Below are 23083 nucleotides of genomic sequence, written 5' to 3' on the forward strand. Positions count from 1 at the left end.
GTTTTTTATAGATTACAATGAATAGATCGATAATATTATTTTAACTGTAATTAATTTTTTACAATCTATATAGATTAATCGATATACGTGTAATGACACAGGCTTTAAAACCTGCTGTTAATGGTTTGAATAATTGCAGGAGGGGAGTGATATTTCATTTATATTAATAAATTTTAAGAGGGAACATATTTGGTAATAAATCTCATTTTTATAAATAGACGCTAATAAAACCTGATAGTGACTTAATCGCTCAATATTATCCGTGCTTGGATTGATAACGATAAAAACGTCACTATTAGTTAATTAGTTCAATTTAAGTTCGCGCTATCGATTGTATGACTACATTTTTATCAATTCCATCAATCACTTCAGCATGACCAATCTGGGTTGGAATCACTAATCTCAGTTTGCCTGATAAGACTTTTTTGTCACGGAGCATGTGTGGTATATAAGATTCAATCGACATTTGTGTTGGTCTAACAACGGGTAGATTGGCTTTTATAAGTAAATTTTTAATGCGATCGACTTCTGTCACTGAAAGTTTACCCAGTATGGATGCAGTATGCGCAGCCATGACCATTCCCACACTGACAGCTTCACCATGTAGCCAATTGCCATAGCCAAGTTCGGCTTCGATCGCATGTCCATAAGTATGACCAAGGTTTAGTATTGCTCGCATATCTTGCTCGGTTTCATCTGCGGCTACCACTTGGGCTTTAAGCTCACAGCATCGATAAATACAGTAACTTAGTGCATTTACATCTAAATTGAGTAAATCATTAATATGCAGCTCTAACCAATTAAAAAAATCACTATCTAAAATAATGCCATACTTAATCACTTCTGCTAAACCTGCCGAAAGTTCACGCTGTGGTAGCGTTTTTAGACAATGAAGATCAATGACAACTGCTTGCGGCTGATAAAATGCGCCGATCATATTTTTGCCCAATGGGTGATTAATCGCGGTTTTACCCCCTACCGATGAATCAACTTGGGAAAGTAACGTCGTGGGTACTTGGATGAATTGAATACCACGTTGATAAGCTGAAGCTGCAAATCCTGCTACATCACCAATCACGCCACCACCTAATGCAATCAGGATTGAATTACGGGTATGGTTATTGGCAAGTAACGCCGTTAACATCTTGTTCCATGTTTCCATCGTTTTGTATTGTTCACCGTCAGGAACAATAACACAATCCGTTTCAATGCCATGCGTTTTAAGCATGTCGATTAGATTTTGCAAATAAAGTGGTGCAATGGTTTCATTTGTTGCAATCATTACCCGTTGACCTGCTTGAAGTTTAAAATGTTCAAATTCATTAAGAAGGTTTTCACCAATAGTGATGGGATAGCTACGTTTTGCTAGTGCCACATTTAGAATTTTTTGCATAATTATTTCCAAACAAGTTCAAGTCGAGTTAATGTTGCATGTTAGCGATAAAAATGTGGCAGTGCAACATAGAATCATTTAAACTTATCGGCAATTTTGTTTTATGAAATTAAATTTTATATGGCTATATCTATTGTTTTAGCACAAAAAAATTGGCGTGTGGGTGATATAGAAGGCAATACTGAGCAGATCATTGAACTGATCAAGCGCCATTCATGCCACGACCTGATTATATTCTCTGAACTGGCTTTATGTGGTTATCCACCAGAGGATCTTATTTTCCGCTCCGATTTTAAAGCTCGTTGCCAAAAAGCATTATTGTCTATTCAAGATGCAAGCAAGCAGTGTGCTGTTATAGTAGGTCATCCATCTTGGCAAAATGGAGAAATCTATAATTCACTTTCATTTTTTTCTGAAGGAAAACAGTTGGCTTGTTATCATAAGCAACTATTGCCAAACTATGATGTCTTTGATGAAAAGCGCTATTTTACAGCCGGAAATCAAAGCGGTGTTGTCTCTTTCAAAGGAAAGAAAATAGGTTTATTGATTTGCGAAGATCTTTGGCAAAATGATCCTATCGATCAGCTTAGTGAACAAAAAGTTGATTTGGTGATCACAATAAATGCTTCTCCTTATGATTATCAAAAACAGAAAAATCGTCAAGCATTGATCCAAGATCATGCTACACGAACACAACTACCGATTGTTTATGTTAATCAAATTGGAGGGCAAGATGAGTTAATCTTTGACGGCGGTTCGTTTGTTTGCAATGAAAAAGGTGAGATTGTTTGTCAACTTAATCATTTTGAAGAACAAATTACTCATTTTGAATTTGGTCTCGATCATCCAGCATTGGAAATTCGTCAGAATCATGATTTAGCTTCTGTTTATGATGCGTTAGTGCTTGCGACACGTGATTATATTACGAAAAATGGTTTTCAAGGCGCAGTATTAGGGCTTTCAGGAGGGATTGATTCTGCTTTAACACTCGCCATTGCGGTTGATGCGCTAGGTAAAGATAAAGTACAAGCGGTAATGATGCCGTTTCGATATACTGCTGATATCAGTATCGCTGACGCTAAAGAAGAAGCCGAAATTTTAGGTGTAGAATTTGATATTGTATCAATAGAACCAATGTTTGATGCATTTATGTCGTCTTTAAGTCCAATGTTTGCCGGTACACAAAAAGATACTACTGAAGAGAATTTACAAGCCCGTTGTCGGGGTGTCATTTTAATGGCACTTTCTAATAAACGTCGCAGACTGGTGTTAACAACGGGTAATAAAAGTGAAATGTCGGTCGGTTATGCCACGCTTTATGGGGACATGGCAGGCGGATTTGATGTACTTAAAGATGTACCTAAAACCTTGGTTTTTGCATTATCCAAATATCGAAATACACGATCTTATGTTATTCCAGAACGCGTCATTACGCGTCCGCCTTCTGCCGAACTTGCACCTGATCAGAAAGATGAAGATAGTTTACCTCCTTATGATATTTTAGACGGTATTTTAAAAGGCTATGTTGAGCAGGATCTTTCCGTTGCAGAACTGGTTGAGCAAGGCTATGATGAATCAACAGTAAGACGAGTCATAAAATTAGTTGATATTAATGAATATAAACGACGCCAATCAGCAGTAGGACCTAAAATTACGGCACGTAACTTTGGTAAAGGCAGACGCTATCCGATTACTTCTGCTTTTGGATTTAAGAATTGGTAATATCGAATAAAAGGCAAATAGAGATGAAAAAAATTGAAGCGATTATCAAACCCTTTAAATTAGATGACATTCGAGAGGCGCTTGCTGATCAAGGTATTACTGGTATGACGGTGACCGAAGTTAAAGGTTTTGGTCGCCAAAAAGGACATACTGAGCTTTATCGTGGTGCTGAATATATGGTGGATTTTTTACCCAAAGTAAAAATTGAACTGATAGTTCCTGATGATATTTTGGAAATGTGTATTGAAACAATTATGAAAACAGCACAAACAGGAAAAATTGGGGATGGTAAGATTTTTGTGTATAACGTAGAACAAGTAATACGTATTCGAACGGGTGAAATGGACGAGTTAGCAATTTAATTCATCAAATGTTACTGGATATCAGGGCGTTCTCGCCTAAGCAGTTCAGATGTGACGGCGCCTTGAATCGAACACATAAGTAAAGTCATACTGCCGTTTTTCTCAAGTAATAGCAATTTTTCAATCGTATTTGGTGCAGGAATCGTTTTCACACCAACAACAGTACCTGTATTAGTATGCCAAACTTGATTATCATCATTGAGGCTCCGAATTTTAGGATTGGCAATATAAAGCTGGTTATCTTCCATGTTTTTCCAGTTGAGATAATTTAATGTATTTTTGATCTGATTAATATCATTATCAATGATGAATCCCCAAAAATAATATTTGCCAATTTTACCTAAATCCATTGCACTGTCATAGTAACCTTTTATGGTTAAATTTTTGTATTTGATAGGCAGCGAAAAATACATAAAATTTTTACCCGTATCAAATCGATTAGTGACAGGAATATAAGCCAGATTACCGTCAAAAATTTGGACATTGGTAAAACGTTTTAACTCATCTTTATTGCTATAAACAGTATTGAAAAAATTTGGATTACACAGGACGAACGAATCTATTAGTGGTTGTCGATCAGCAGATGCCACAAACGAAAAAAATAGAGAAAATAAACCAAAAATTTTTTTAATCATGATAATGGATAAAGACAAAATGAATTTAATAAAATCTACTGGAACAGATTGTATAATTATTAAGTCAGAATAACAATCTTTAAGCTACTTTTCTTTTGGAATTCTGGGGCGAAATACACCTAAAATTTACAATTGCAACACTTTTTTTGATATTTGTCAGTAATAACAATAAATCTTTCGATAATTAATAACTTTTGTCTAATTATGGAAGACAGATCGCAATATTGATTAATGGATACGAAAATTAGTTGGAGTATTGAGTAAAATACGATAGTTTTGATTTGATAATTAAGTTGGTTAAGTGATTTAGTACAGAATTAAGTAAAAAAATGGAAATAAAATATGAGTTCAACCTTTGCAAATCAAATATTAACAAAATTCTCTGGCTTTAGTGGCATTTCAATTAAAACCTTTTTTGGTGGGTTCAGCATTAGTAGCGATACAACAATGTTTGGATGGATAAGTCAAACGGATTTTTATTTAAGAGGACATACATCATACCGTTCATTCTTTATTGAACAAGGTATGCAACCGCTAACGTTATCATCAGGTGTTTTAACCAAATTACTTGATTATTATAAAGTTAAGGATGAGTGGCTCAATGATCTGCCAAAACTACATTCATTGGCTAAAATGGCAATTGAATATGCTAAACAAGAAAAACATGAAAAAAACGAAATAAAAACGAATCGAATAAAAGAGCTACCCAATATGACATTGTCATTAGAACGATTATTGTGTAGTGTTGGAATTAAAGATGTCGAGACTTATCGTAAAATAGGTTATTTAGAAACCTATCATAAAATTAAGTCTAAAAAAGCTGAAATCTCTAAAAATATTCTTTTTGTCTTATATGGTTCATTGCATCGATGCCATGTTGCATCATTATCAAAAACGACTAAAAATGCAATAGAGACTGCATATCAAGCTTTTTTAAAGCAACGAAAAAAAGACTAACATTTCAATCGTCATTTTTGGGTGTTAATTGCACAAATAAAATAATCACTATAGTTATCTAAAAAGCATTACTGTTTAATGATAATTTTAGATAACTATATTTATGATGATCAAAAGATCAGTTATGACGATGATCTTCTTCTGGGTGGACGTCTAAACGCTTTTGGCGCTGGTAAGTCCGTCAACAAGGCCGAAGGATCATATTGACTAACAGGGATTGCATGCGCAATGGCTTTTTCAATGGCTGGCAAATTTTGTGAGTATCGTTCACAAGCTAAAGAAATTGAATTACCTTCAGCGCCTGCTCGTCCAGTACGACCGATTCGGTGACGGTAATCATCGCAATCATCAGGGAGATCATAGTTAAAAACATGTGTTACATTCGGGATATGTAATCCCCGTGCTGCAACATCTGTTGCAACGAGAATATCAATATCACCTCGCGTGAATTGTTCCAAAATAGATAAACGTTTTTTCTGAGCAATATCACCCGTTAATAACCCAACTCGATGACCATCAGCAACTAAATGACGCCAGATTTTTTCACATGCAATTTTAGTATTCGCAAATATGATACAACGCTCAGGCCATTCTTCTTCAATAAGTGTTTGCAATAAAGCTAATTTATCTTCATTGGAAGGGAAAAATAGTTCTTCTTTAATACTATGTCCGATTTTCTGTTCTGGTTCTACTTCAACATATTGAGGATTATTCATATGCTCAAAAGCAAGTTCACGCACATTGTGTGTCAACGTTGCAGAAAATAACATCGTTAAGCGTTTTTCAGGTGGTGTCATATGTTTAAAAATCCAACGTACATCTCGAATAAAACCGAGATCAAACATACGATCTGCTTCGTCTAGAACCACAACTTGAATTGATTCTAAATTGATATATTTTTGTTTAGCATAATCAATTAAGCGACCTGTTGTTGCAATTAAAATATCTACACCTGCGGATAACATTTTTAATTGTTTATCATAGCCATCACCACCATAGGCTAGTCCTAATTTTAGCCCGGTTTCTTTAGATAATAACTCTGCATCATGATAAATTTGCACAACTAATTCACGCGTTGGGGCAATAATGATAGCCCTAGGTTGATTCGCTTTATGATCTGGCAAGGGTTGATGATTCAACAAGTAGTTAAATGTTGATGCCAAAAACGCCATTGTTTTGCCTGTTCCAGTTTGTCCTTGACCGGCGATATCAATTCCTTTTGTTGTAAAGGGTAAAGCTTGTTCTTGAATTGGCGTACAATAAACAAACCCTTTTTTCTCAAGTGCTTTAATCACTAATGGATGAAGCGGAAATTGATTAAATGTTGTTTTTGTTAGATAAGATTGAATCATTGTGGTTTTAAGTTTAATTATCGGAATAGTGGGATTATAACATATTAAACTTACGGTCATCACTAATAATTATACCCTATTATAATAATTACTAGCGAAGAAAACGAAAATATCCTAATATAAAACCATGTAATTCTATATTTGGAGAAAATAAATGAGCAATAATATTGTTTCTCTTTCTGAAACTACTTTTGATAATACAATCAAAGAAGCAACAAAACCTGTATTGGTTGATTTTTGGGCTGAATGGTGTGGGCCGTGTAAAATGTTAGCCCCAATTTTAGAAGAAGTTGCCCAAGAATATAGTGATAAAATTGTGATTGCAAAATTAGATGTGCAAGAAAACCCAAATATTGCACCGAAATTTGGTATTAGAGGCATCCCAACACTATTGATTTTTAAAAATGGTCAAGTGGTTGCAACTCAAGTTGGTGTATTGTCTAAAGCTCAACTTAAAAGTTTCATTGATGAACAACTTTAATGTTGTTTTAGATTTTTCGAATAAATTAATTTTAGTACCTAAAGCATAAAAAGAGTAATTAAATTGCGTATTACTCTTTTACTCATTTACTTATTGTAATAATAATATTTACAAATTTATTAAAACAAACTGAATTTATTATAGACATATTACTGTTTTTAGTGTAAATTGCTAGCTCTTACGAAGACCCCTTTCTACAATTCATTGTTTTTCTTGATAAAGTGGTGAAAATTCTATATTCAGATATTAAATTATCATTAAAAGCTTCATAACAGATTGAATTTGTGTATTGTCAGAGAGAGAATTTTTTTTATAAGTAAATGAAACGAATATACAAAAATAACATTAATTGCAAACATATCAATTTTATCCTCAAGAATTTTTAAAATTATGAATTTAACTGAATTAAAAAACACATCTGTTTCCGAGCTAGTAGCGCTTGGTGAAAAAACAATGGGGCTAGAAAATCTTGCCCGTCTTAGAAAACAAGACATTATCTTTGCAATCCTTAAACAACATGCCAAAAGCGGTGAAGATATTTTTGGTGATGGTGTGCTTGAAATTTTGCAAGATGGATTCGGATTTTTACGCTCAGCTGATAGCTCTTATTTAGCGGGGCCGGATGATATTTATGTCTCACCAAGTCAAATTAGACGATTCAATTTAAGGACTGGTGATACCATAGCAGGTAAAATCAGACCGCCTAAGGAAGGCGAGCGTTATTTTGCTTTGTTAAAAGTGAATGAAGTCAATCACGACAAGCCTGAAGATGCCCGCAATAAAATTCTTTTCGAAAACTTAACTCCACTTCATCCTAATTCTCGTTTACGTATGGAACGTGGGAATGGATCAACTGAAGATATCACCGCCAGAGTACTTGATTTAGCTTCGCCAATTGGTAAAGGTCAACGTGGTTTAATCGTTGCTCCGCCGAAAGCGGGTAAAACAATGTTGTTGCAAAATATTGCTCAAAGCTTAGCAGTTAATCACCCTGAGTGTGAACTGGTCGTATTGATGATTGATGAACGTCCAGAAGAAGTTACCGAAATGCAACGTTTAGTTAAGGGTGAAGTGGTAGCATCAACCTTTGACGAACCAGCAGCAAGACATGTTCAAGTTGCTGAAATGGTTATTGAGCGAGCAAAACGCTTAGTTGAACATAAAAAAGATGTCATTATTTTGTTAGACTCTATTACGCGTTTAGCTCGAGCTTATAACACAGTGGTTCCGTCATCGGGTAAAGTATTAACCGGTGGTGTAGATGCCAATGCGTTACATCGTCCAAAACGCTTTTTTGGTGCTGCTCGTAATGTCGAAGAGGGTGGGAGTTTAACGATTATTGCTACTGCGTTGATTGACACAGGTTCAAAAATGGACGAAGTCATTTACGAAGAGTTTAAAGGTACGGGTAATATGGAAGTGCATTTATCTCGTAAAATTGCTGAGCGTCGTGTCTTCCCAGCTATTGATTTTAACCGTTCAGGTACGCGTAAAGAAGATTTAATGACTTCACCAGATGAACTACAAAAAATGTGGATCTTACGCAAGATTCTTAACCCTATGGGTGAAATCGATGCAATGGAGTTTTTAATTGATAAACTTGCCATGACTAAAACGAATGACGAGTTTTTTGAAATGATGAAACGCTCATGATTTTTAGGGTAGAGATGTTAAACCAGTAAAGTTATAAAAATGCCGTATTCTATGCTGATACGGCATTTTTTGTGGCAAATATAGCATAATTTTATTTTATAAAACTTATTTAAAGTTTTGGATGTTGTTAAAAAACCTTATTAGAAAGGTTATATAAGATTAAATAAAGGAGCCAAATCATGTCTAAACAACAAATCGGTGTTATTGGAATGGCGGTCATGGGGCGTAACCTTGCGCTCAATATTGAAAGTCGTGGGTTTTCTGTTGCTATTTACAACCGTTCTAAAGATAAAACAGAGCAAGTTGTCGCCGAGCATTCCGATAAACAATTGGTTCCTTACTTTACGATTGAAGATTTTGTCAATGCTCTGGAAAAGCCGCGTCGTATATTAATAATGGTTCAAGCAGGTAAAGGGACTGATGCGGTGATTGATGAATTACGTCCTTTACTTGATAAAGGCGATATAATCATTGATGGTGGTAATGCTTATTTTGAAGATACGATTCGCCGTAATAAAACACTTTCTGAAGAAGGATTTAACTTTATTGGTGCTGGTGTTTCTGGTGGTGAAGAAGGAGCATTAAAAGGCCCTTCGATTATGCCAGGCGGTCAAAAAGAAGCTTACGAATTAGTCGCTCCAATCTTGGAAAAAATTGCCGCTAAAGTAAATGGCGAGCCTTGTGTCACCTATATCGGACCAGATGGGGCAGGTCATTACGTCAAAATGGCTCATAACGGTATTGAATATGGCGACATGCAATTAATTGCTGAAAGTTATTCTTTATTAAAACACGCAGTAGGTTTAAATAATGACGAGCTTGCTCAAGTTTTTACTGAATGGAACAAAGGTGAATTAGATAGTTATCTCATCGAAATTACGGCTGATATCTTTAAACATAAAGATAAAGACGGTAATTATTTAGTGGATGTGATTCTTGATGCAGCGGGTAATAAAGGAACGGGTAAATGGACTAGTCAAAGTGCTTTAGATTTAGGTGAACCCTTATCATTAATTACTGAGTCAGTATTTGCACGCTACCTTTCAGCAATTAAAGAGCAACGTGTTGTGGCATCTAAAGTTTTAAGCGGACCGAAGCAGGTTGCTTATTCGGGAGATAAACAAGCGTTAATTGAAAAAATCCGTAAAGCACTTTATATGGGTAAAATTATCTCTTATGCTCAAGGTTTCGCTCAATTAAAAGCCGCTTCTCATCAATATCAATGGAACTTGAATTATGGTGAAATTGCGAAAATCTTTAGAGCAGGTTGTATTATTCGTGCTCAGTTCTTACAAAAAATCACTGATGCCTATGCGGCGAATAACGAGATTGATAATTTATTACTCGCTCCATACTTTACGCAAACCGTTGAAGCTTATCAACAATCACTGCGTGATGTTGTGTCTTTAGCTGTACAACAAGGGATTGCTGTGCCGACATTATCTGCCGCTATAGCATATTATGATAGCTATCGTTCAGCAGTATTACCAGCTAATCTAATTCAAGCACAACGAGATTATTTTGGTGCTCATACTTATAAACGTACCGACAAAGAAGGTGTTTTCCACACTGATTGGTTGAATAATGAGTCATAAAATATAAAAAATCACTCCTGTTTGACAAAATAAAGTGCAAGTGAGTCTTGCACTTTTTCTTTGTGCTTGAAATTTCTTTGCAAAACAACCTTTCTTATCTTTAGGCTTTACATATCAAAAGACTTGTCGTACTTGGCTTGAAGCGTGTCAAGTAATTTAATTTCGTAAAATATCTAGAAAAACACAATATATGGTGTATAATCTCAATATATCTACTATATATAGTATTATTTAAGCTATGTGAAAATCTCTGTCTATCTCAAAAAACACTTAATATTCTTACGAGAAACGAATAATTCTTAATAATTACAATGAATATTAATATGTGAACTAAACCTTGCCCCAGCGCTAATTATTAATGAATATTGAGGAGTATATATGCCTGTAGTTATCAAACGCGATGGTTGTCAAACTGCATTCAATGAGACTCGAATTAAAGATGCTATAGTTAAAGCTGCGGTTGCAGCGAATGTTAATGACCCGGATTATTGTGCTGACGTTGCTCGTATGGTGACCAACCAGATGAGCGAACGCGAAAGCGTTGATATCAACGAAATTCAAAATGCTGTTGAAAATCAATTAATGTCAGGCCCTTATAAAAAATTAGCGAGAACTTATATCGAATATCGTCACGACCGTGATCGTGCTCGGGAAGAACGTAGTCGTTTAAATCAAGATATTCGTGGGCTAATTGAACAAAGTAATGTGGCTATTTTGAACGAAAATGCCAATAAAGATAGTAAAGTGATTCCAACTCAGCGTGATTTACTGGCAGGCATTGTGGCAAAGCATTATGCCAAACAGTATTTGTTACCAAAAGATGTTTCTCGTGCTCATGATATTGGTGAAATCCATTATCATGATTTAGATTATGCGCCTTTCTTTCCAATGTTTAACTGCATGTTAATTGATTTAGATGGAATGTTAACCAATGGTTTTAAAATGGGAAACGCTGAAATTGAACCACCAAAATCTATTGCAACTGCCACTGCGGTCACCGCACAAATAATTGCTCAAGTTGCAAGTCATATCTATGGTGGAACAACAATCAATCGCATTGATGAAATATTAGCGAAATTTGTAACCATCAGTTATCAAAAACATAAACAGATTGCTGAAGAATGGCATATTCCTAATCCTGAAGCTTATGCAGAAAGTCGAACACAAAAAGAGTGTTATGATGCGTTTCAATCGCTTGAATATGAAGTCAACACCTTACACACCGCTAATGGTCAAACCCCTTTTGTAACGTTTGGCTTTGGTTTAGGTACCAGTTGGGAATCACGTTTAATTCAAGAATCCATTTTAAAAGTACGAATTAAAGGTTTAGGTAAAAATCACAAAACCGCAGTTTTTCCTAAACTTGTTTTTGCTATTAAAGATGGTATTAATCGTCAACCTGATGACAAAAATTACGATATTAAACAACTTGCATTAGAGTGTGCAAGTAAACGCATGTACCCTGATATTTTAAACTACGATAAAGTTGTTGAAGTGACTGGTTCATTCAAAACACCTATGGGATGTCGAAGCTTCTTAGGTGTTTATGAAGAAGACGGTGAACAACTTCATGACGGTCGTAATAATTTAGGTGTGATTAGTTTAAACTTGCCACGTATTGCCATTGAAGCAAAAGGTAATGAAGCAAGCTTTTGGGAACTTTTAGATAAACGTTTAACGCTTTGCAAAAAAGCCCTGATGACACGTATTGCCCGTCTGGATGGCGTTAAAGCACGTGTTGCACCAATTTTATATATGGAAGGGGCATGTGGCGTAAGACTAAAAGAAGATGATAGTGTATCTGAAATTTTCAAAAATGGTCGAGCTTCAATTTCGCTTGGTTATATTGGACTTCATGAAACTTTAAATGCGTTATATGGCAATCAAACACATCCTTTTGATAGCGAAATTTTACGAGAAAAAGGCGTAGCTATTGTCGAACATTTACGTAAAGCGGTTGAGCAATGGAAAGAGGAAACCGGTTATGGATTTAGTCTATACAGTACACCAAGTGAAAACTTATGTGACCGTTTTTGCCGTCTTGATACAGCTGAATTTGGTGTTATACCAGGAGTGACAGATAAAGGTTACTATACCAATAGTTTCCATTTAGACGTTGAGAAAAAGGTCAATCCGTACGAAAAAATTGAGTTTGAAAAAGCATATCCTGCGGTGGCAAATGGTGGGTTTATCTGTTACGGTGAATATCCAAATATGATTAACAATGTTAAAGCGTTAGAAGATGTTTGGGATTATAGCTATTCTCGAGTACCTTACTATGGTACTAATACGCCAATTGATGAATGCTATGAATGTGGTTATACCGGTGAATTTTCATGTACCAGCAAAGGGTTTGTTTGCCCAAGTTGTGGTAATCATGATTCGGCTAAAGTCTCAGTAACTCGCCGTGTTTGTGGATATTTAGGTAGTCCCGATGCACGTCCATTTAATGCAGGTAAACAAGAAGAAGTTAAACGTCGTGTTAAACATTTGGATAATGGGCAAATTGGTTAAAAAATTATTACCTATTTATGAACTATCATCGTTACTATCCTGTTGATGTTGTAAATGGTGAAGGTACTCGATGTACGCTTTTTGTTGCTGGCTGCGTTCATCAATGTCGTGGCTGCTACAATAAAAGTACATGGTCATTAGATTCGGGTTTACCATTTACACAGTCAATAGAAGATCAAATCATCAAAGATTTACAAGATACAGAAATAAAACGTCAAGGATTATCGCTTTCTGGCGGTGATCCTTTGCATCCTCAAAATGTGCCTACAATTCTAAAATTGGTCAAACGTGTAAAAACAGAATGTGACAACAAAGATATTTGGCTTTGGACAGGGTATAAACTTAATGAATTAACACCCGAACAACAGGCTGTTATTCCTTATATTGATGTCTTAATTGATGGCAAATTTGTTCAAGAACAAGCCGACCCAAAGTTATTATGGCGAGGAAGCAGTAATCAAATTATCTACCGCTTCAAATAAATTTTAGCCAATAATTATTGATCTTTGTGTAAATTTAAAAGATAAGAAATCGCTTCCCGATAATTAATCTCAAGATTTTCGCTACTTGATGAAGTAATATGTAAATCGGTAATCTTACCATTATCAATGCCATACACCCAACCATGCAAATTGACTTTTTGACCGCGTTGCCATGCTGACTGAATAATGGTTGAATGACCTAAATTATAAACCTGTTCAATAACATTTAATTCGCATAATATATCCATGCGAAGTTCTGGCGCAAATTTACCAAGTAGTGAACTATTTCGAAACCATAGGTCACGAATATGTAACAACCAATTATTGATTAAACCGAGATCTGGATTTTCGACTGCAGCTCGAATGCCCCCACAGTCTAAATGACCACAAACGATAATATCTTCAATTTTTAGCACATCAACAGCATATTGCACGACCGATAAACAGTTAAGATCTGTGTGAATTACTTGATTACCGACATTTCTATGGACAAACATCTCTCCTGGTTTGAGTTTGATCAGTTTTTCTGCTGGAACACGGCTATCCGAACAGCCGATCCATAAAAATTTAGGATTTTGTTTAACTGCAAGTTGTTTAAAAAATTCAGGATCTTCCTGCTCAATCTTTTCTGACCATTCGTGATTAAAACGAATTAAATCGTTTACGTCAAACATAATAATTATTTCCTAATTTATTTCATCGATATGATTAAACTAATTTATTATTTAATTAACAGTATGCAGTCTAATATAATTTATTCCATTTTTATATGCTGAATTTTACTTTTCATGATTAATTTACGCCAAAAAGGGGTAGTTAATATTTTGGCTTTGACTATTTTACTGTATAGCTTTAATCGTAACGGCAAAGTTTTAAAATAATATCGTTTATTTGGATCGGGATCAGTGCTATTTAAGATCTTACTTAAAATCTCGGCGCTATCAAGCGCATAACTAATGCCCTCTAAAGAACTGGCACTAATAAATCCTGCTGCTTCACCGATTAAAAAAATGTTCTCGTTTCCTGTATAAAAATCACGAAAGCGGTTTGGATAAATCACTAAGCATTTTTCTGTCTTATGGGGTTCTCCGAAAATAAATCCTTGCTGAGTTAATTTTTTTTTCAGATTTTCAAAATGTTGATTGGCTGTTTTTTTAGGAAATGCGCCACCAAAAATAAATGACCCGTCTTTTGAAATGCTCCAAGCATAACAATTGGTTGATTGATTATCAAAAATACAAGAATAAAAAGGATGGGGATGCTTTTCTGCAAACCATTGTTGTATAGCAACATACTGTCTTATTGAATGGGAAGGATAGCGCATTCGTCTGACTAGTGAATTTGCGCCATCTGCGCCAACAACATAACGAGTTGTGATTTTTTGCTCTATGTTATTTTCATCAATATAAGTAATTTGATAACCTTCTATAATACGCATTATTTCTTTGCATAATGTATTGTGATGCACTTCAACAGAGAGTGGAATCAGTGATTTCAACCATAAATCGAATTTATGCCGATCGAAACTAACATAAGTACGTTGATAATTACGAATAAGATTAGTCTGTAGATCATAAGTTTTTACGCTGAAAATTTGCGGATCAGACAAAATATCAGTAGGTAAATTCAGTTTTTGCCGAATAAATGATTTTTGTGCATCATTTGCTAGTAATCCACCACAAGGTTTATGAAAACCTGCATCACCGGATTGATGTTTTTTATCAAATGCAATAATTTTAAATGATGGGCTAAGTAAACGTGCTAAGGTACTGCCTGCAGGTCCAAGACCTACAATTGCGATATCATAATCCATACTATTAAGTCAGTTATCCTATAAATAATAAATTGGGTCTATGTTATCATATTTGGATTTAATATTACTATTATGTATGCGGTTTAGGATATGTGATTTGTCTTCAAATGATCGGTAAATAGACCTTTTTGTAAAAAAGCTAGTTCAGTTCAGCTAATCTAAAAATTTATGTTGAAAGCAAGTTATATTTTTTTGCTTTGATTAGAGGGAACAAATGAATTAAAAAAGTCCCCGATTAATTGAAAAAATGGATTTTTATTACATAAAAGTCAATAAAATTTAACCGTTATTAAATGGCAATAAAGAAGAGTGAATACCATATAATTTTTTAATAACGGAATAAATTGATGTAATAACCTATTGAATGCAAGTTAACGATTATATTTCCATGGTTTTTAAAAATGCCTGATTCAACTCGTCAAAAGGTAAGGGGCGACTGATAACGATTAACTTCGACTCTTTCTCTTGTTCATTTTGCCAAGGCGAACCATAATCAAATCCGACTACTTTATGAACGCCTTGCACTATTAAACGTTGAGCATTCCCTTTGATAGCCAATACACCTTTATAACGCAACATGTCATTACCATATTGCTCAACAAGTTGTTCCATAAATGAACCTATCTTTTTTAAATTAAGTTGTTTTGCTTCGAAAAGATAGGAACAGATTTCATCATTTTTAAGTGAATGAGATTTTTTTAACGGAATGAGTTTAAAGCCTGATTGGTGTTTTGGGCTTGTGTCAATGACAAACAAGCCTCGATTAATGGTGAGTTCATCACTCAAATCGAATGCGTGAATATCTAGCCATGCGGATTTTGGAAGTTGACCATTAACCGCTTCAATTATCATTGCCTTATGATTAATATGGTGAAGTCGGTTTATAACGTGATTTTTTTGTTCTTCATCAACACAATCTGTTTTTGTTAAAATAATGCGATCTGCAAAACCGATCTGTGAAAGGGCGACTCTATGCTCATCAAGATGTGTTAGTATGTGTTTAGCATCGACTAAAGTGACTATTGCATCTAATTGAATCGTTTCCCGAATCAATTCATCAATAAAAAATGTTTGTATGATTGGCGCAGGATCAGCAAGGCCTGTCGTTTCAATAATAATACGATCGAACTGTAATTCACCTGCGATGCGTTTAGCGTGCAGTTGATATAGTGCCTCAGTTAGTTCGCCTTGAATGGTACAACAAATACAACCATTAGTAATTTCGACAATTTGAATATCCGTGCTGACATTAAGCAAATTACTGTCAATATTTACCGGTCCGTATTCATTTTCGATAATAATTGTTTTTTCGTTGCGGTTATTTTCTAATAAATAATTAATTAGTGTTGTTTTTCCTGCACCAAGAAAACCTGTTAATATCGTGACAGGAAGTAAAGAAGAATTAATTTGCTCAGTCATGACATATTCTTAATTGTTAACAACATTTAAACCCACCTTTGCCTGAATAACGTGCTTCTTGGCGCTCTTTAAAAAACTCTTCATAAGTCATTGGCGTTTGTTCTGGATGGGTCAACTTCATATGTTGAACATAAGTATCATAATCGGGAATACCAACCATTAACTTAGCGGCTTGTCCAAGGTACTTACCAGCTTTTGCGAGTGAATCAAACATGTGTTTTCTCTTAAATAAAATTGTTTTTTGTGTTTTTTGTTAAGTAATAATATCACGCTAAACATGACAAATTTAATGGTGATTACTCTAAATAACAGTACTTAACTATAAGGTGCTTGTTTATTTGAGTCAATCATTGTTTAGCAGGGATTTTATCAATTCATAAACAATATGGGAAAGTTTTTAACAAATCCCTTTTGAAAATAATGATAAGGTTGGTTTTTTTGGATATCTTATAAAATTCATTTATCTATTAGCAAATAACTTTTATAATATTTGCCAATTTATCAAACATAAGAGTTAACAATGGAAAAGTTTCACGTTACAGGTCCAACCTCACTTAATGGCGAAGTCGTTATTTCTGGCGCTAAAAATGCAGCGCTTCCAATTTTATTTGCAGCGATTTTAGCTGAAAAACCAGTTGAACTTCAAAATGTGCCTAAATTGAAAGATATTGATACGACTTTAGAATTATTAAGTCAGTTAGGTGTCAAATGTCAACGTAATGGTTCGATTCATCTTGATGCGCGTCATCTCGATAACTATTGTGCTCCTTATGAACTTGTTAAAACAATGCGTGCATCAATTTGGGCTTTAGGACCGTTGGTTGCGCGCTTTGGACAAGGGCAAGTTTCGTTACCGGGTGGTTGTGCTATTGGCGCCAGACCTGTTGATTTACATATCACTGGCCTACAACAATTAGGCGCAACAATTACCTTAGATGAGGGCTATGTTAAGGCTTCGGTTGAAGGACGATTAAAAGGTGCTCATATTGTAATGGACAAGGTAAGTGTTGGCGCTACAGTTACTATTATGTCTGCTGCCACCTTAGCAGAGGGCAAAACGATTATTGAAAATGCCGCTTGTGAACCAGAAATAGTTGATACAGCTAAATTTTTAAATATGTTAGGGGCAAAAATTACGGGTGCAGGAACTGTTCGTATCGAGATTGAAGGTGTTGAGCGTTTAGGTGGTGGCGTGCATGAGATTGTTTCAGATCGTATTGAAACTGGCACTTTCCTTGTTGCAGCAGCAATATCCAAAGGTAAAATTACATGTCGTAAAACCGATCCAACGCTACTTGATGCCGTCATTGCTAAATTGAAAGAAGCTGGTGCAAAAATTGAAACCGGCGAAGATTGGATATGTTTGGATATGGAAGGTAAACGTGCTAAGGCGGTCAATATACATACCGCACCACATCCTGGCTTTCCAACAGATATGCAAGCTCAATTTTCTCTATTAAATATGGTTGCACAAGGAACGGGAATTATTAAAGAAACGATTTTCGAAAATCGATTTATGCATGTACCTGAGCTTGTGCGTATGGGTGCCAGAGCTGAAATTGAAGGTAATACATTAATTACACACGGTGTTGAAAAACTAAGTGGAACGCAAGTCATGGCAACTGATTTACGCGCTTCAGCAAGTTTGGTTCTTGCCGGTTGTATCGCTGAAGGTTCAACTATTGTTGATCGTATTTACCATATCGACCGTGGTTATGATAATATAGAAGATAAATTGAGAAAATTAGGCGCTAAAATTGAAAGGATTAAAGTAAATTAATCCTATCTAGTCTTTGTGATAACGGTTGACATGTTAAAAGGAGAACAATAATGACTAAACAAGCATTAGTATTCTTATCTCAAGGTTGTGAAGAAACTGAGGCCGTTACCACCATTGACTTATTGACCCGTGCAGGTATAAAGGTTATCACTGCAAGTATTTCTCATTCACGTGAAGTTGCATGTTCTCGTGGGGTAACTATCCTTGCACAAAAAGTATTTTCCGAAATTAAACACACTGATTTTGATGTGGTTATCTTGCCGGGTGGTTTAAAAGGTGCGGAAAATTTTCGTGATTGTCCTGAGTTAATCGAAAAATTAAAACAAACACATCAATCAGGTAATATTGTTGCGGCCATTTGTGCATCTCCTGCAATGGTTTTACAATATCATCATTTATTCCCTCATGCTTATATGACTGGTTATCCAACAACTAAAGATGCATTTAAACATTGGAAAGCCGAAAGAGTATACTTTGACGAACAATATAAAATCATTACTAGCCAAGGTCCTGCGACTTCAATTGATTTTGCTTTAAAAATTATTGATGCTTTATTAGGTAAAAATAAAGCGGCTGAAGTTGCTGAACAGTTAGTACTACCATCAGGAATTGAATCCTATCAATAAATAGGTATCAAATGTCAAATTCACATTTGTACGAAAAATTAGTTAAAAAAGCGACATTAAGTGCCGTCTTAATTTCTATTTTCTTAATTACTATCAAATTAATTACGTGTTGGTTTACGGGGTCAATTAGTTTATTTGCTTCACTGCTTGATTCAAGTATAGATTTAATCGCATCCGGTCTAAATTTCTTTCTTGTGAGATATGCATTAAAACCTGCTGATGATGATCATACTTTTGGTCATGGTAAAGCAGAATCACTTGCTGCTTTAGCACAAAGTACGTTTATTATTGGATCAGCGACAATTTTGCTTCTTTCCAGCATTAAATCAATCGTTCATCCTACAGCACTTGAGGTTCCATTATTTGGTATCATCGTGTCTGTCATTTCGACAGTCATTACTTGTGTCTTAGTGTTATATCAACGATATGTAATAAAAATTACGCAAAGCAAAGCAGTGAAAGCAGACATGCTACATTACTCTTCGGATATGTTTATGAATGTGGCAGTAGTAATCGCACTCTGTTTAAGTTGGTATGGCATTACTTATGCAGATGCTGTATTTGCTTTTTTTATCGCTTTATTCATTTGCTATAATGCTTACCATATTGCCTACAACGCTATACAAGATTTGCTTGATCGCGCATTGCCTGATAGTGACAACCAAAAAATAGCAGAAATTGTGGCATCATTTCCACAAGTACATGGTTTTCATGATTTAAAAACCAGACAAGCAGGGCCTGTAAAATTTATTCAATTACACATTGAACTTGATGATAACATGCCATTAGTAAAAGCGCATGCCATAACCGATGCGGTTGAAAAACATCTTTCTAATGAATTTGCGCCAGCCACAGTCATTATTCATCAAGATCCTATATCGGTTGTTCCTGCTGAAAAAATGAGTGATAAATTATAACCAAAAATAGCTTTTATATTCTATTGTTAGATATCTGTTAAAACTCTATAATAGTTAAAAGTTAATTATTATTTGGAGTTATGTTGTATGATAAAAAAAATTGGTATCTTAACCAGTGGTGGTGATGCGCCAGGGATGAATGCTGCGATTCGTGGTGTGGTTAGAACGGCATTAACGGAAGGATTGGATGTTTTTGGTATTCATGATGGTTATTTAGGGCTTTGTGAAGATCGAATTACTCAATTAGATCGTGCTAGTGTGTCAGATATTATTACACGAGGCGGTACATTTTTAGGTTCAGCGAGATTTCCTGAATTTAAAGATAAAGAGGTGAGAAAAAAAGCAATAGCGAATCTGCAAAAACACCAAATCGATGCATTAGTAGTCATTGGCGGTGACGGTTCTTATATGGGAGCAATGCGATTAACTGAAGAAGGATTCCCTTGTATTGGTTTACCCGGCACAATTGATAATGACATTCGTGGCACGGATTATACAATTGGCTATTTTACTGCACTTAGCACCGCCGTCGAAGCTATCGATAGATTGCGTGATACTTGTTCTTCTCATCATCGTATTTCAGTGATTGAGATTATGGGACGTGATTGTGGTGATTTAACGTTAAATGCAGCTGTGGCTGGCGGTTGTGAATTCATGATTATCCCTGAAGTTTCTTATACTAAAGAAGACTTAATTGAAGAAATTAAACTCGGTTTTGCTAAGGGTAAAAAACATGCTATTGTAACTGTTACTGAGCATATGTGTGATGTTAATCAGCTTGCAGCTGATATTGAAGCTGCTGTACATCATGAAACTCGAGCTACTGTGCTTGGTCATGTTCAACGAGGTGGTTCACCGGTTCCTTACGATCGTATTTTAGGTTCTCGTATGGGGGCTTTCGCTGTCGAGTTGTTGCTACAAGGTCATGCTGGACGCTGTGTAGGTGTACAAAATGGTAAACTAGTTCATCACGACATCATAGAAGCAATTAATACAATGAAACGTCCGTTTGATATGGAATTATATAATGTTGCTAAACGTCTATTTTAGAATGTACAGTAATCTTTAAAAATATCAACAAATGGTAAATCAAATGAAGGTGAATAATTGAATATAATGGGAATATTACGTTTATATCAAAAGTTCACCTATGAAATATAAAATGATGTGTTAATGGATCAAGTTAATACCGTTCTACTTTTTAAATTTATATGATTTAAAAAATTTCAATATAAATTCAACAAAGTTAATATTATCCATAAATAATCGATAAAAATCATGTTAACGAAGGGTCGTTAACTCCGAAAAGAATAACTGCAAAATCTAAATAAAATTCCTTAATATAAATAAGTTGGTAACATCATAAACAAATAATTTTACACTCTATACTTATTATCCCGAATGTAAGGAGAAGCGTATGTCACTTATCTATAAAGAAGACCCAGAAAGATTTTATATTCTTGATAATGATAAAGAAATAGCAGAAATGACATTTTCTCGTATTGGTCAAGACAAAGCGACAATTAATCACACTTTTGTGGATTCAAGTTATCGTGGTCATGGTTTGGCTGATAAATTACTCGATCTTACTGTCAAAAAATTAACTGAAGAACATCGAGAAATCATTCCTATCTGTTCGTTTGCTGCAAAGAAATTAAATAGAGAACATTAATACAATCTAACATTTCTTTGATAACTGTTTATCTTCGTTTTTATAAATACTTATTATTGTCGTTTAATTATATGATACAGTATAGAGAATTATATATTTTCTATCATTACTATTAAAAATGACAACTGTAAAAGCTCAAAAAATTCACTCCATCCACGTATTACGTGGCGTTGCAATTATGATGATTGTCTTCAGTCATTGCTTAGGTGTATTTATCAATAATAAAACCTTAATTGAAAATAGTTATCTTTACTCGTTTTTAAATTTATTTGCCTTTAATTTCACAACTTTTTTTGTGTTAATTGCAGGATTTCTGTTTCAACATTTAACTTACAAATATAATACAAAAACATATTATTTATCCAAATTTAAAACGGTTGTCTGTCCTTATATCTCTGTATCTATATTTTGTTTTCTTTTTTTTCATTATCAACAATTATCACAATTACCGTTTTTTTCTGTTACGCAAACGAGTGTTATGAGTCAGATTACTATCATGATGCTAACCGGTTCGCAGTTATTACCGCTCTGGTTCATCCCAATGATTATCATTATTTATATCATGGCGCCTCTGTTTTATAAGTTATCACAAAAGAATTTGATTGTTGCCGGTCTGATATGTATGTTTTGGGTTGTTATGTTCACAAAACCTGACTTTACTAAACCCCTACTAAATTTATTACATTATGGTCCTGTCTATTTAATCGGAATGATGACTAGACAACATTATGAAACAATCATCAAAGCAATTAAAAATAACTTATATCTGATTATGGCTTTTTTAGGATTGTGCTTTTTTGTCACTTTTGTTGGGCGTTATGTTGATAATCTTGGTGTCGAAAAACTTTGGCTTGATACGTTGCAAAAAATTATCCTATTTATGTTAGCACTCTATTTTTTAGATAGATTGAATCATAAAACGAATGACGGGATGGTTTATAAATTTTTCTCATTTATGGCTAATATAAGTTTTCCAATTTATTTTATTCATCAAATAATCATTATTGAGCTTTTAAAATTAATTCAAGTTTCACAACTGGGCAGTATTCTTAAAACAGAAAATGGTGAATTAGCTGCAATTGTTGCAGTTTGTTTATTAATATTCACATTGGCGTTCAGTGTGCTGGTTGCTTGTATAATAAAATTTATATTAAAAGATAAATCAGTTTATGTCATAGGTAGTATTCGCTAACGTTAACTTTAATTAAGCTTGGATAAAAAAATTATGGGTTTAAAAAATAAAAATGATTGCCACAACAGTTTTTTTAAATAAGAAGGATTAAGTAAAGTAATTATTGTTGCTATGGTAAGGTGAATGAATAGAAATGTAATGATAATTATCTAGCAAATTGTTTTTACAAGACCTTATCTGGTTGGTTTGTTTTATGTCAAAAATTTATCGCAAATGGCTTTGAATAAATATGAAACAAACGCACAAAAATTTGAAATAATTGCTTGCATGATTTTTTTAAGGCTCTATAATGCGCATCCACTGACACGGCGTCAGCGAAAGCAGGCGGAACAAGAGGTTAGTGAGCAGGATCAAAAATTTTGAAAAAAGATCTTGACGAATAAAAAGGTGTAGCGTAGTATACGCAGCCCTTGAGACAGTAAAAGCGAAAGCGAAAAAAATACTGTCAGCTCTTTAAAAAGAAGAAACAGACAATCTGTGTGGGCACTTGCGAGACGAAAGAATAAAGTCTACGGACT

At 34.6% G+C, this 23083-nt stretch carries 20 protein-coding genes and 1 pseudogene; 14 read left to right on the plus strand and 7 right to left on the minus strand.

Translation table 11 applies throughout. The annotated features are described in order from the left end of the window. Nucleotides 1–313: 313 nt before the first annotated feature. A complete protein-coding gene (aroB, locus tag ACGH4F_RS01275) occupies nt 314–1393 on the minus strand; it encodes a 3-dehydroquinate synthase (RefSeq protein ID WP_267350439.1) in 1080 nt (359 codons plus the stop codon). A 120-nt stretch (nt 1394–1513) separates the two neighbouring features. Between aroB and ACGH4F_RS01280 the strand changes: the two genes are divergently transcribed. Both ACGH4F_RS01280 and glnB read left to right on the plus strand, forming a co-directional pair. Continuing rightward, on the plus strand, nt 1514–3115 hold the full coding sequence (locus ACGH4F_RS01280; protein WP_267350441.1) for an NAD+ synthase: 1602 nt from the start codon (nt 1514–1516) through the stop codon (nt 3113–3115). 23 nt (nt 3116–3138) lie between these two features. Then, nucleotides 3139–3477, plus strand: a complete 339-nt coding sequence (gene glnB / locus ACGH4F_RS01285) for a nitrogen regulatory protein P-II (protein ID WP_065558663.1) — start codon at nt 3139–3141, stop codon at nt 3475–3477. Between the two features lie 11 nt (nt 3478–3488). On the opposite strand, the gene ACGH4F_RS01290 is transcribed toward glnB, so the two are convergent. Next, nucleotides 3489–4112, minus strand: coding sequence for a hypothetical protein (locus ACGH4F_RS01290; protein WP_267350443.1), 624 nt, complete (start codon nt 4110–4112; stop codon nt 3489–3491). Between the two features lie 342 nt (nt 4113–4454). Between ACGH4F_RS01290 and ACGH4F_RS01295 the strand changes: the two genes are divergently transcribed. After that, nucleotides 4455–5069, plus strand: coding sequence for a TfoX/Sxy family protein (locus ACGH4F_RS01295; RefSeq protein ID WP_267350444.1), 615 nt, complete (start codon nt 4455–4457; stop codon nt 5067–5069). Nucleotides 5070–5191: 122 nt separating this feature from the next. On the opposite strand, the gene rhlB is transcribed toward ACGH4F_RS01295, so the two are convergent. Next, nucleotides 5192–6421 (minus strand): ATP-dependent RNA helicase RhlB, encoded by a 1230-nt coding sequence (gene rhlB / locus ACGH4F_RS01300; RefSeq protein WP_411589703.1) that lies wholly within the window; start codon nt 6419–6421, stop codon nt 5192–5194. Nucleotides 6422–6575: 154 nt separating this feature from the next. Between rhlB and trxA the strand changes: the two genes are divergently transcribed. The 5 genes from trxA (at nt 6576) to nrdG (ending at nt 13146) form a co-directional block, all read left to right on the plus strand. After that, on the plus strand, nt 6576–6902 hold the full coding sequence (trxA, locus tag ACGH4F_RS01305) for a thioredoxin TrxA (protein WP_267350445.1): 327 nt from the start codon (nt 6576–6578) through the stop codon (nt 6900–6902). Between the two features lie 390 nt (nt 6903–7292). Next, nucleotides 7293–8555 carry a transcription termination factor Rho gene (gene rho, locus ACGH4F_RS01310; RefSeq protein ID WP_025314498.1) on the plus strand — a complete coding sequence of 421 codons (1263 nt, stop codon included), beginning with the start codon at nt 7293–7295 and terminating at the stop codon, nt 8553–8555. 179 nt (nt 8556–8734) lie between these two features. Next, entirely contained in the window at nt 8735–10150 is a 1416-nt protein-coding gene (gene gndA, locus ACGH4F_RS01315; RefSeq protein WP_411589688.1) for an NADP-dependent phosphogluconate dehydrogenase, read from the plus strand. Between the two features lie 378 nt (nt 10151–10528). Continuing rightward, nucleotides 10529–12664 carry an anaerobic ribonucleoside-triphosphate reductase gene (gene nrdD / locus ACGH4F_RS01320; RefSeq protein ID WP_267350450.1) on the plus strand — a complete coding sequence of 712 codons (2136 nt, stop codon included), beginning with the start codon at nt 10529–10531 and terminating at the stop codon, nt 12662–12664. A gap of 17 nt (nt 12665–12681) precedes the next feature. Then, nucleotides 12682–13146, plus strand: coding sequence for an anaerobic ribonucleoside-triphosphate reductase-activating protein (gene nrdG, locus ACGH4F_RS01325; RefSeq protein WP_411589689.1), 465 nt, complete (start codon nt 12682–12684; stop codon nt 13144–13146). Between the two features lie 14 nt (nt 13147–13160). Here nrdG and can read toward each other — a convergent pair whose 3' ends face one another. The 4 genes from can to ACGH4F_RS01345 all read right to left on the minus strand — a co-directional run bounded on the left by can (nt 13161) and on the right by ACGH4F_RS01345 (nt 16592). Then, a complete protein-coding gene (gene can, locus ACGH4F_RS01330) occupies nt 13161–13820 on the minus strand; it encodes a carbonate dehydratase (RefSeq protein WP_065558670.1) in 660 nt (219 codons plus the stop codon). A gap of 80 nt (nt 13821–13900) precedes the next feature. Beyond that, a complete protein-coding gene (locus ACGH4F_RS01335; protein ID WP_411589691.1) occupies nt 13901–14959 on the minus strand; it encodes an FAD-binding protein in 1059 nt (352 codons plus the stop codon). Nucleotides 14960–15337: 378 nt separating this feature from the next. Further along, nucleotides 15338–16378: a CobW family GTP-binding protein gene (locus ACGH4F_RS01340; RefSeq protein ID WP_267358792.1), complete on the minus strand. Its 1041-nt coding sequence runs from the start codon at nt 16376–16378 to the stop codon at nt 15338–15340. A gap of 16 nt (nt 16379–16394) precedes the next feature. Beyond that, on the minus strand, nt 16395–16592 hold the full coding sequence (locus ACGH4F_RS01345) for a YbdD/YjiX family protein (protein ID WP_065558673.1): 198 nt from the start codon (nt 16590–16592) through the stop codon (nt 16395–16397). Between the two features lie 306 nt (nt 16593–16898). On the opposite strand from ACGH4F_RS01345, the gene murA reads away from it, so the two are divergent. The 6 genes and pseudogenes from murA to ACGH4F_RS01375 all read left to right on the plus strand — a co-directional run bounded on the left by murA (nt 16899) and on the right by ACGH4F_RS01375 (nt 22565). Further along, nucleotides 16899–18158, plus strand: coding sequence for a UDP-N-acetylglucosamine 1-carboxyvinyltransferase (murA, locus tag ACGH4F_RS01350; RefSeq protein ID WP_267358790.1), 1260 nt, complete (start codon nt 16899–16901; stop codon nt 18156–18158). A gap of 50 nt (nt 18159–18208) precedes the next feature. Then, a complete protein-coding gene (locus ACGH4F_RS01355; RefSeq protein ID WP_267358788.1) occupies nt 18209–18784 on the plus strand; it encodes a DJ-1 family glyoxalase III in 576 nt (191 codons plus the stop codon). Nucleotides 18785–18795: 11 nt separating this feature from the next. Further along, nucleotides 18796–19701, plus strand: coding sequence for a cation diffusion facilitator family transporter (locus ACGH4F_RS01360; protein WP_267358786.1), 906 nt, complete (start codon nt 18796–18798; stop codon nt 19699–19701). Nucleotides 19702–19788: 87 nt separating this feature from the next. Further along, a complete protein-coding gene (pfkA, locus tag ACGH4F_RS01365) occupies nt 19789–20751 on the plus strand; it encodes a 6-phosphofructokinase (RefSeq protein WP_220216427.1) in 963 nt (320 codons plus the stop codon). A 358-nt stretch (nt 20752–21109) separates the two neighbouring features. Then, nucleotides 21110–21373, plus strand: a pseudogene (locus tag ACGH4F_RS01370) (GNAT family N-acetyltransferase); the annotation flags it as partial. Nucleotides 21374–21491: 118 nt separating this feature from the next. Further along, nucleotides 21492–22565 (plus strand): acyltransferase family protein, encoded by a 1074-nt coding sequence (locus ACGH4F_RS01375; RefSeq protein WP_267358784.1) that lies wholly within the window; start codon nt 21492–21494, stop codon nt 22563–22565. The last annotated feature ends 518 nt before the right edge of the window (nt 22566–23083 follow it).

This window comes from Gilliamella sp. CG35, from assembly GCF_046635745.1.
GTDB lineage: Bacteria > Pseudomonadota > Gammaproteobacteria > Enterobacterales > Orbaceae > Gilliamella > Gilliamella apicola_I.

Coding starts and splice junctions, on each gene's coding strand:
- glnB (WP_065558663.1), top strand. CDS start 3,139: ATGAAAAAAATTGAAGCGATTATCAAACCCTTTAAATTAGATGACATT.
- gndA (WP_411589688.1), top strand. CDS start 8,735: ATGTCTAAACAACAAATCGGTGTTATTGGAATGGCGGTCATGGGGCGT.
- ACGH4F_RS01375 (WP_267358784.1), top strand. CDS start 21,492: ATGACAACTGTAAAAGCTCAAAAAATTCACTCCATCCACGTATTACGT.
- ACGH4F_RS01360 (WP_267358786.1), top strand. CDS start 18,796: ATGTCAAATTCACATTTGTACGAAAAATTAGTTAAAAAAGCGACATTA.
- trxA (WP_267350445.1), top strand. CDS start 6,576: ATGAGCAATAATATTGTTTCTCTTTCTGAAACTACTTTTGATAATACA.
- aroB (WP_267350439.1), bottom strand. CDS start 1,393: ATGCAAAAAATTCTAAATGTGGCACTAGCAAAACGTAGCTATCCCATC.
- ACGH4F_RS01340 (WP_267358792.1), bottom strand. CDS start 16,378: ATGACTGAGCAAATTAATTCTTCTTTACTTCCTGTCACGATATTAACA.
- pfkA (WP_220216427.1), top strand. CDS start 19,789: ATGATAAAAAAAATTGGTATCTTAACCAGTGGTGGTGATGCGCCAGGG.
- murA (WP_267358790.1), top strand. CDS start 16,899: ATGGAAAAGTTTCACGTTACAGGTCCAACCTCACTTAATGGCGAAGTC.
- rhlB (WP_411589703.1), bottom strand. CDS start 6,421: ATGATTCAATCTTATCTAACAAAAACAACATTTAATCAATTTCCGCTT.
- ACGH4F_RS01335 (WP_411589691.1), bottom strand. CDS start 14,959: ATGGATTATGATATCGCAATTGTAGGTCTTGGACCTGCAGGCAGTACC.
- nrdD (WP_267350450.1), top strand. CDS start 10,529: ATGCCTGTAGTTATCAAACGCGATGGTTGTCAAACTGCATTCAATGAG.
- rho (WP_025314498.1), top strand. CDS start 7,293: ATGAATTTAACTGAATTAAAAAACACATCTGTTTCCGAGCTAGTAGCG.
- ACGH4F_RS01290 (WP_267350443.1), bottom strand. CDS start 4,112: ATGATTAAAAAAATTTTTGGTTTATTTTCTCTATTTTTTTCGTTTGTG.
- ACGH4F_RS01280 (WP_267350441.1), top strand. CDS start 1,514: ATGGCTATATCTATTGTTTTAGCACAAAAAAATTGGCGTGTGGGTGAT.
- ACGH4F_RS01345 (WP_065558673.1), bottom strand. CDS start 16,592: ATGTTTGATTCACTCGCAAAAGCTGGTAAGTACCTTGGACAAGCCGCT.
- nrdG (WP_411589689.1), top strand. CDS start 12,682: ATGAACTATCATCGTTACTATCCTGTTGATGTTGTAAATGGTGAAGGT.
- ACGH4F_RS01295 (WP_267350444.1), top strand. CDS start 4,455: ATGAGTTCAACCTTTGCAAATCAAATATTAACAAAATTCTCTGGCTTT.
- ACGH4F_RS01355 (WP_267358788.1), top strand. CDS start 18,209: ATGACTAAACAAGCATTAGTATTCTTATCTCAAGGTTGTGAAGAAACT.
- can (WP_065558670.1), bottom strand. CDS start 13,820: ATGTTTGACGTAAACGATTTAATTCGTTTTAATCACGAATGGTCAGAA.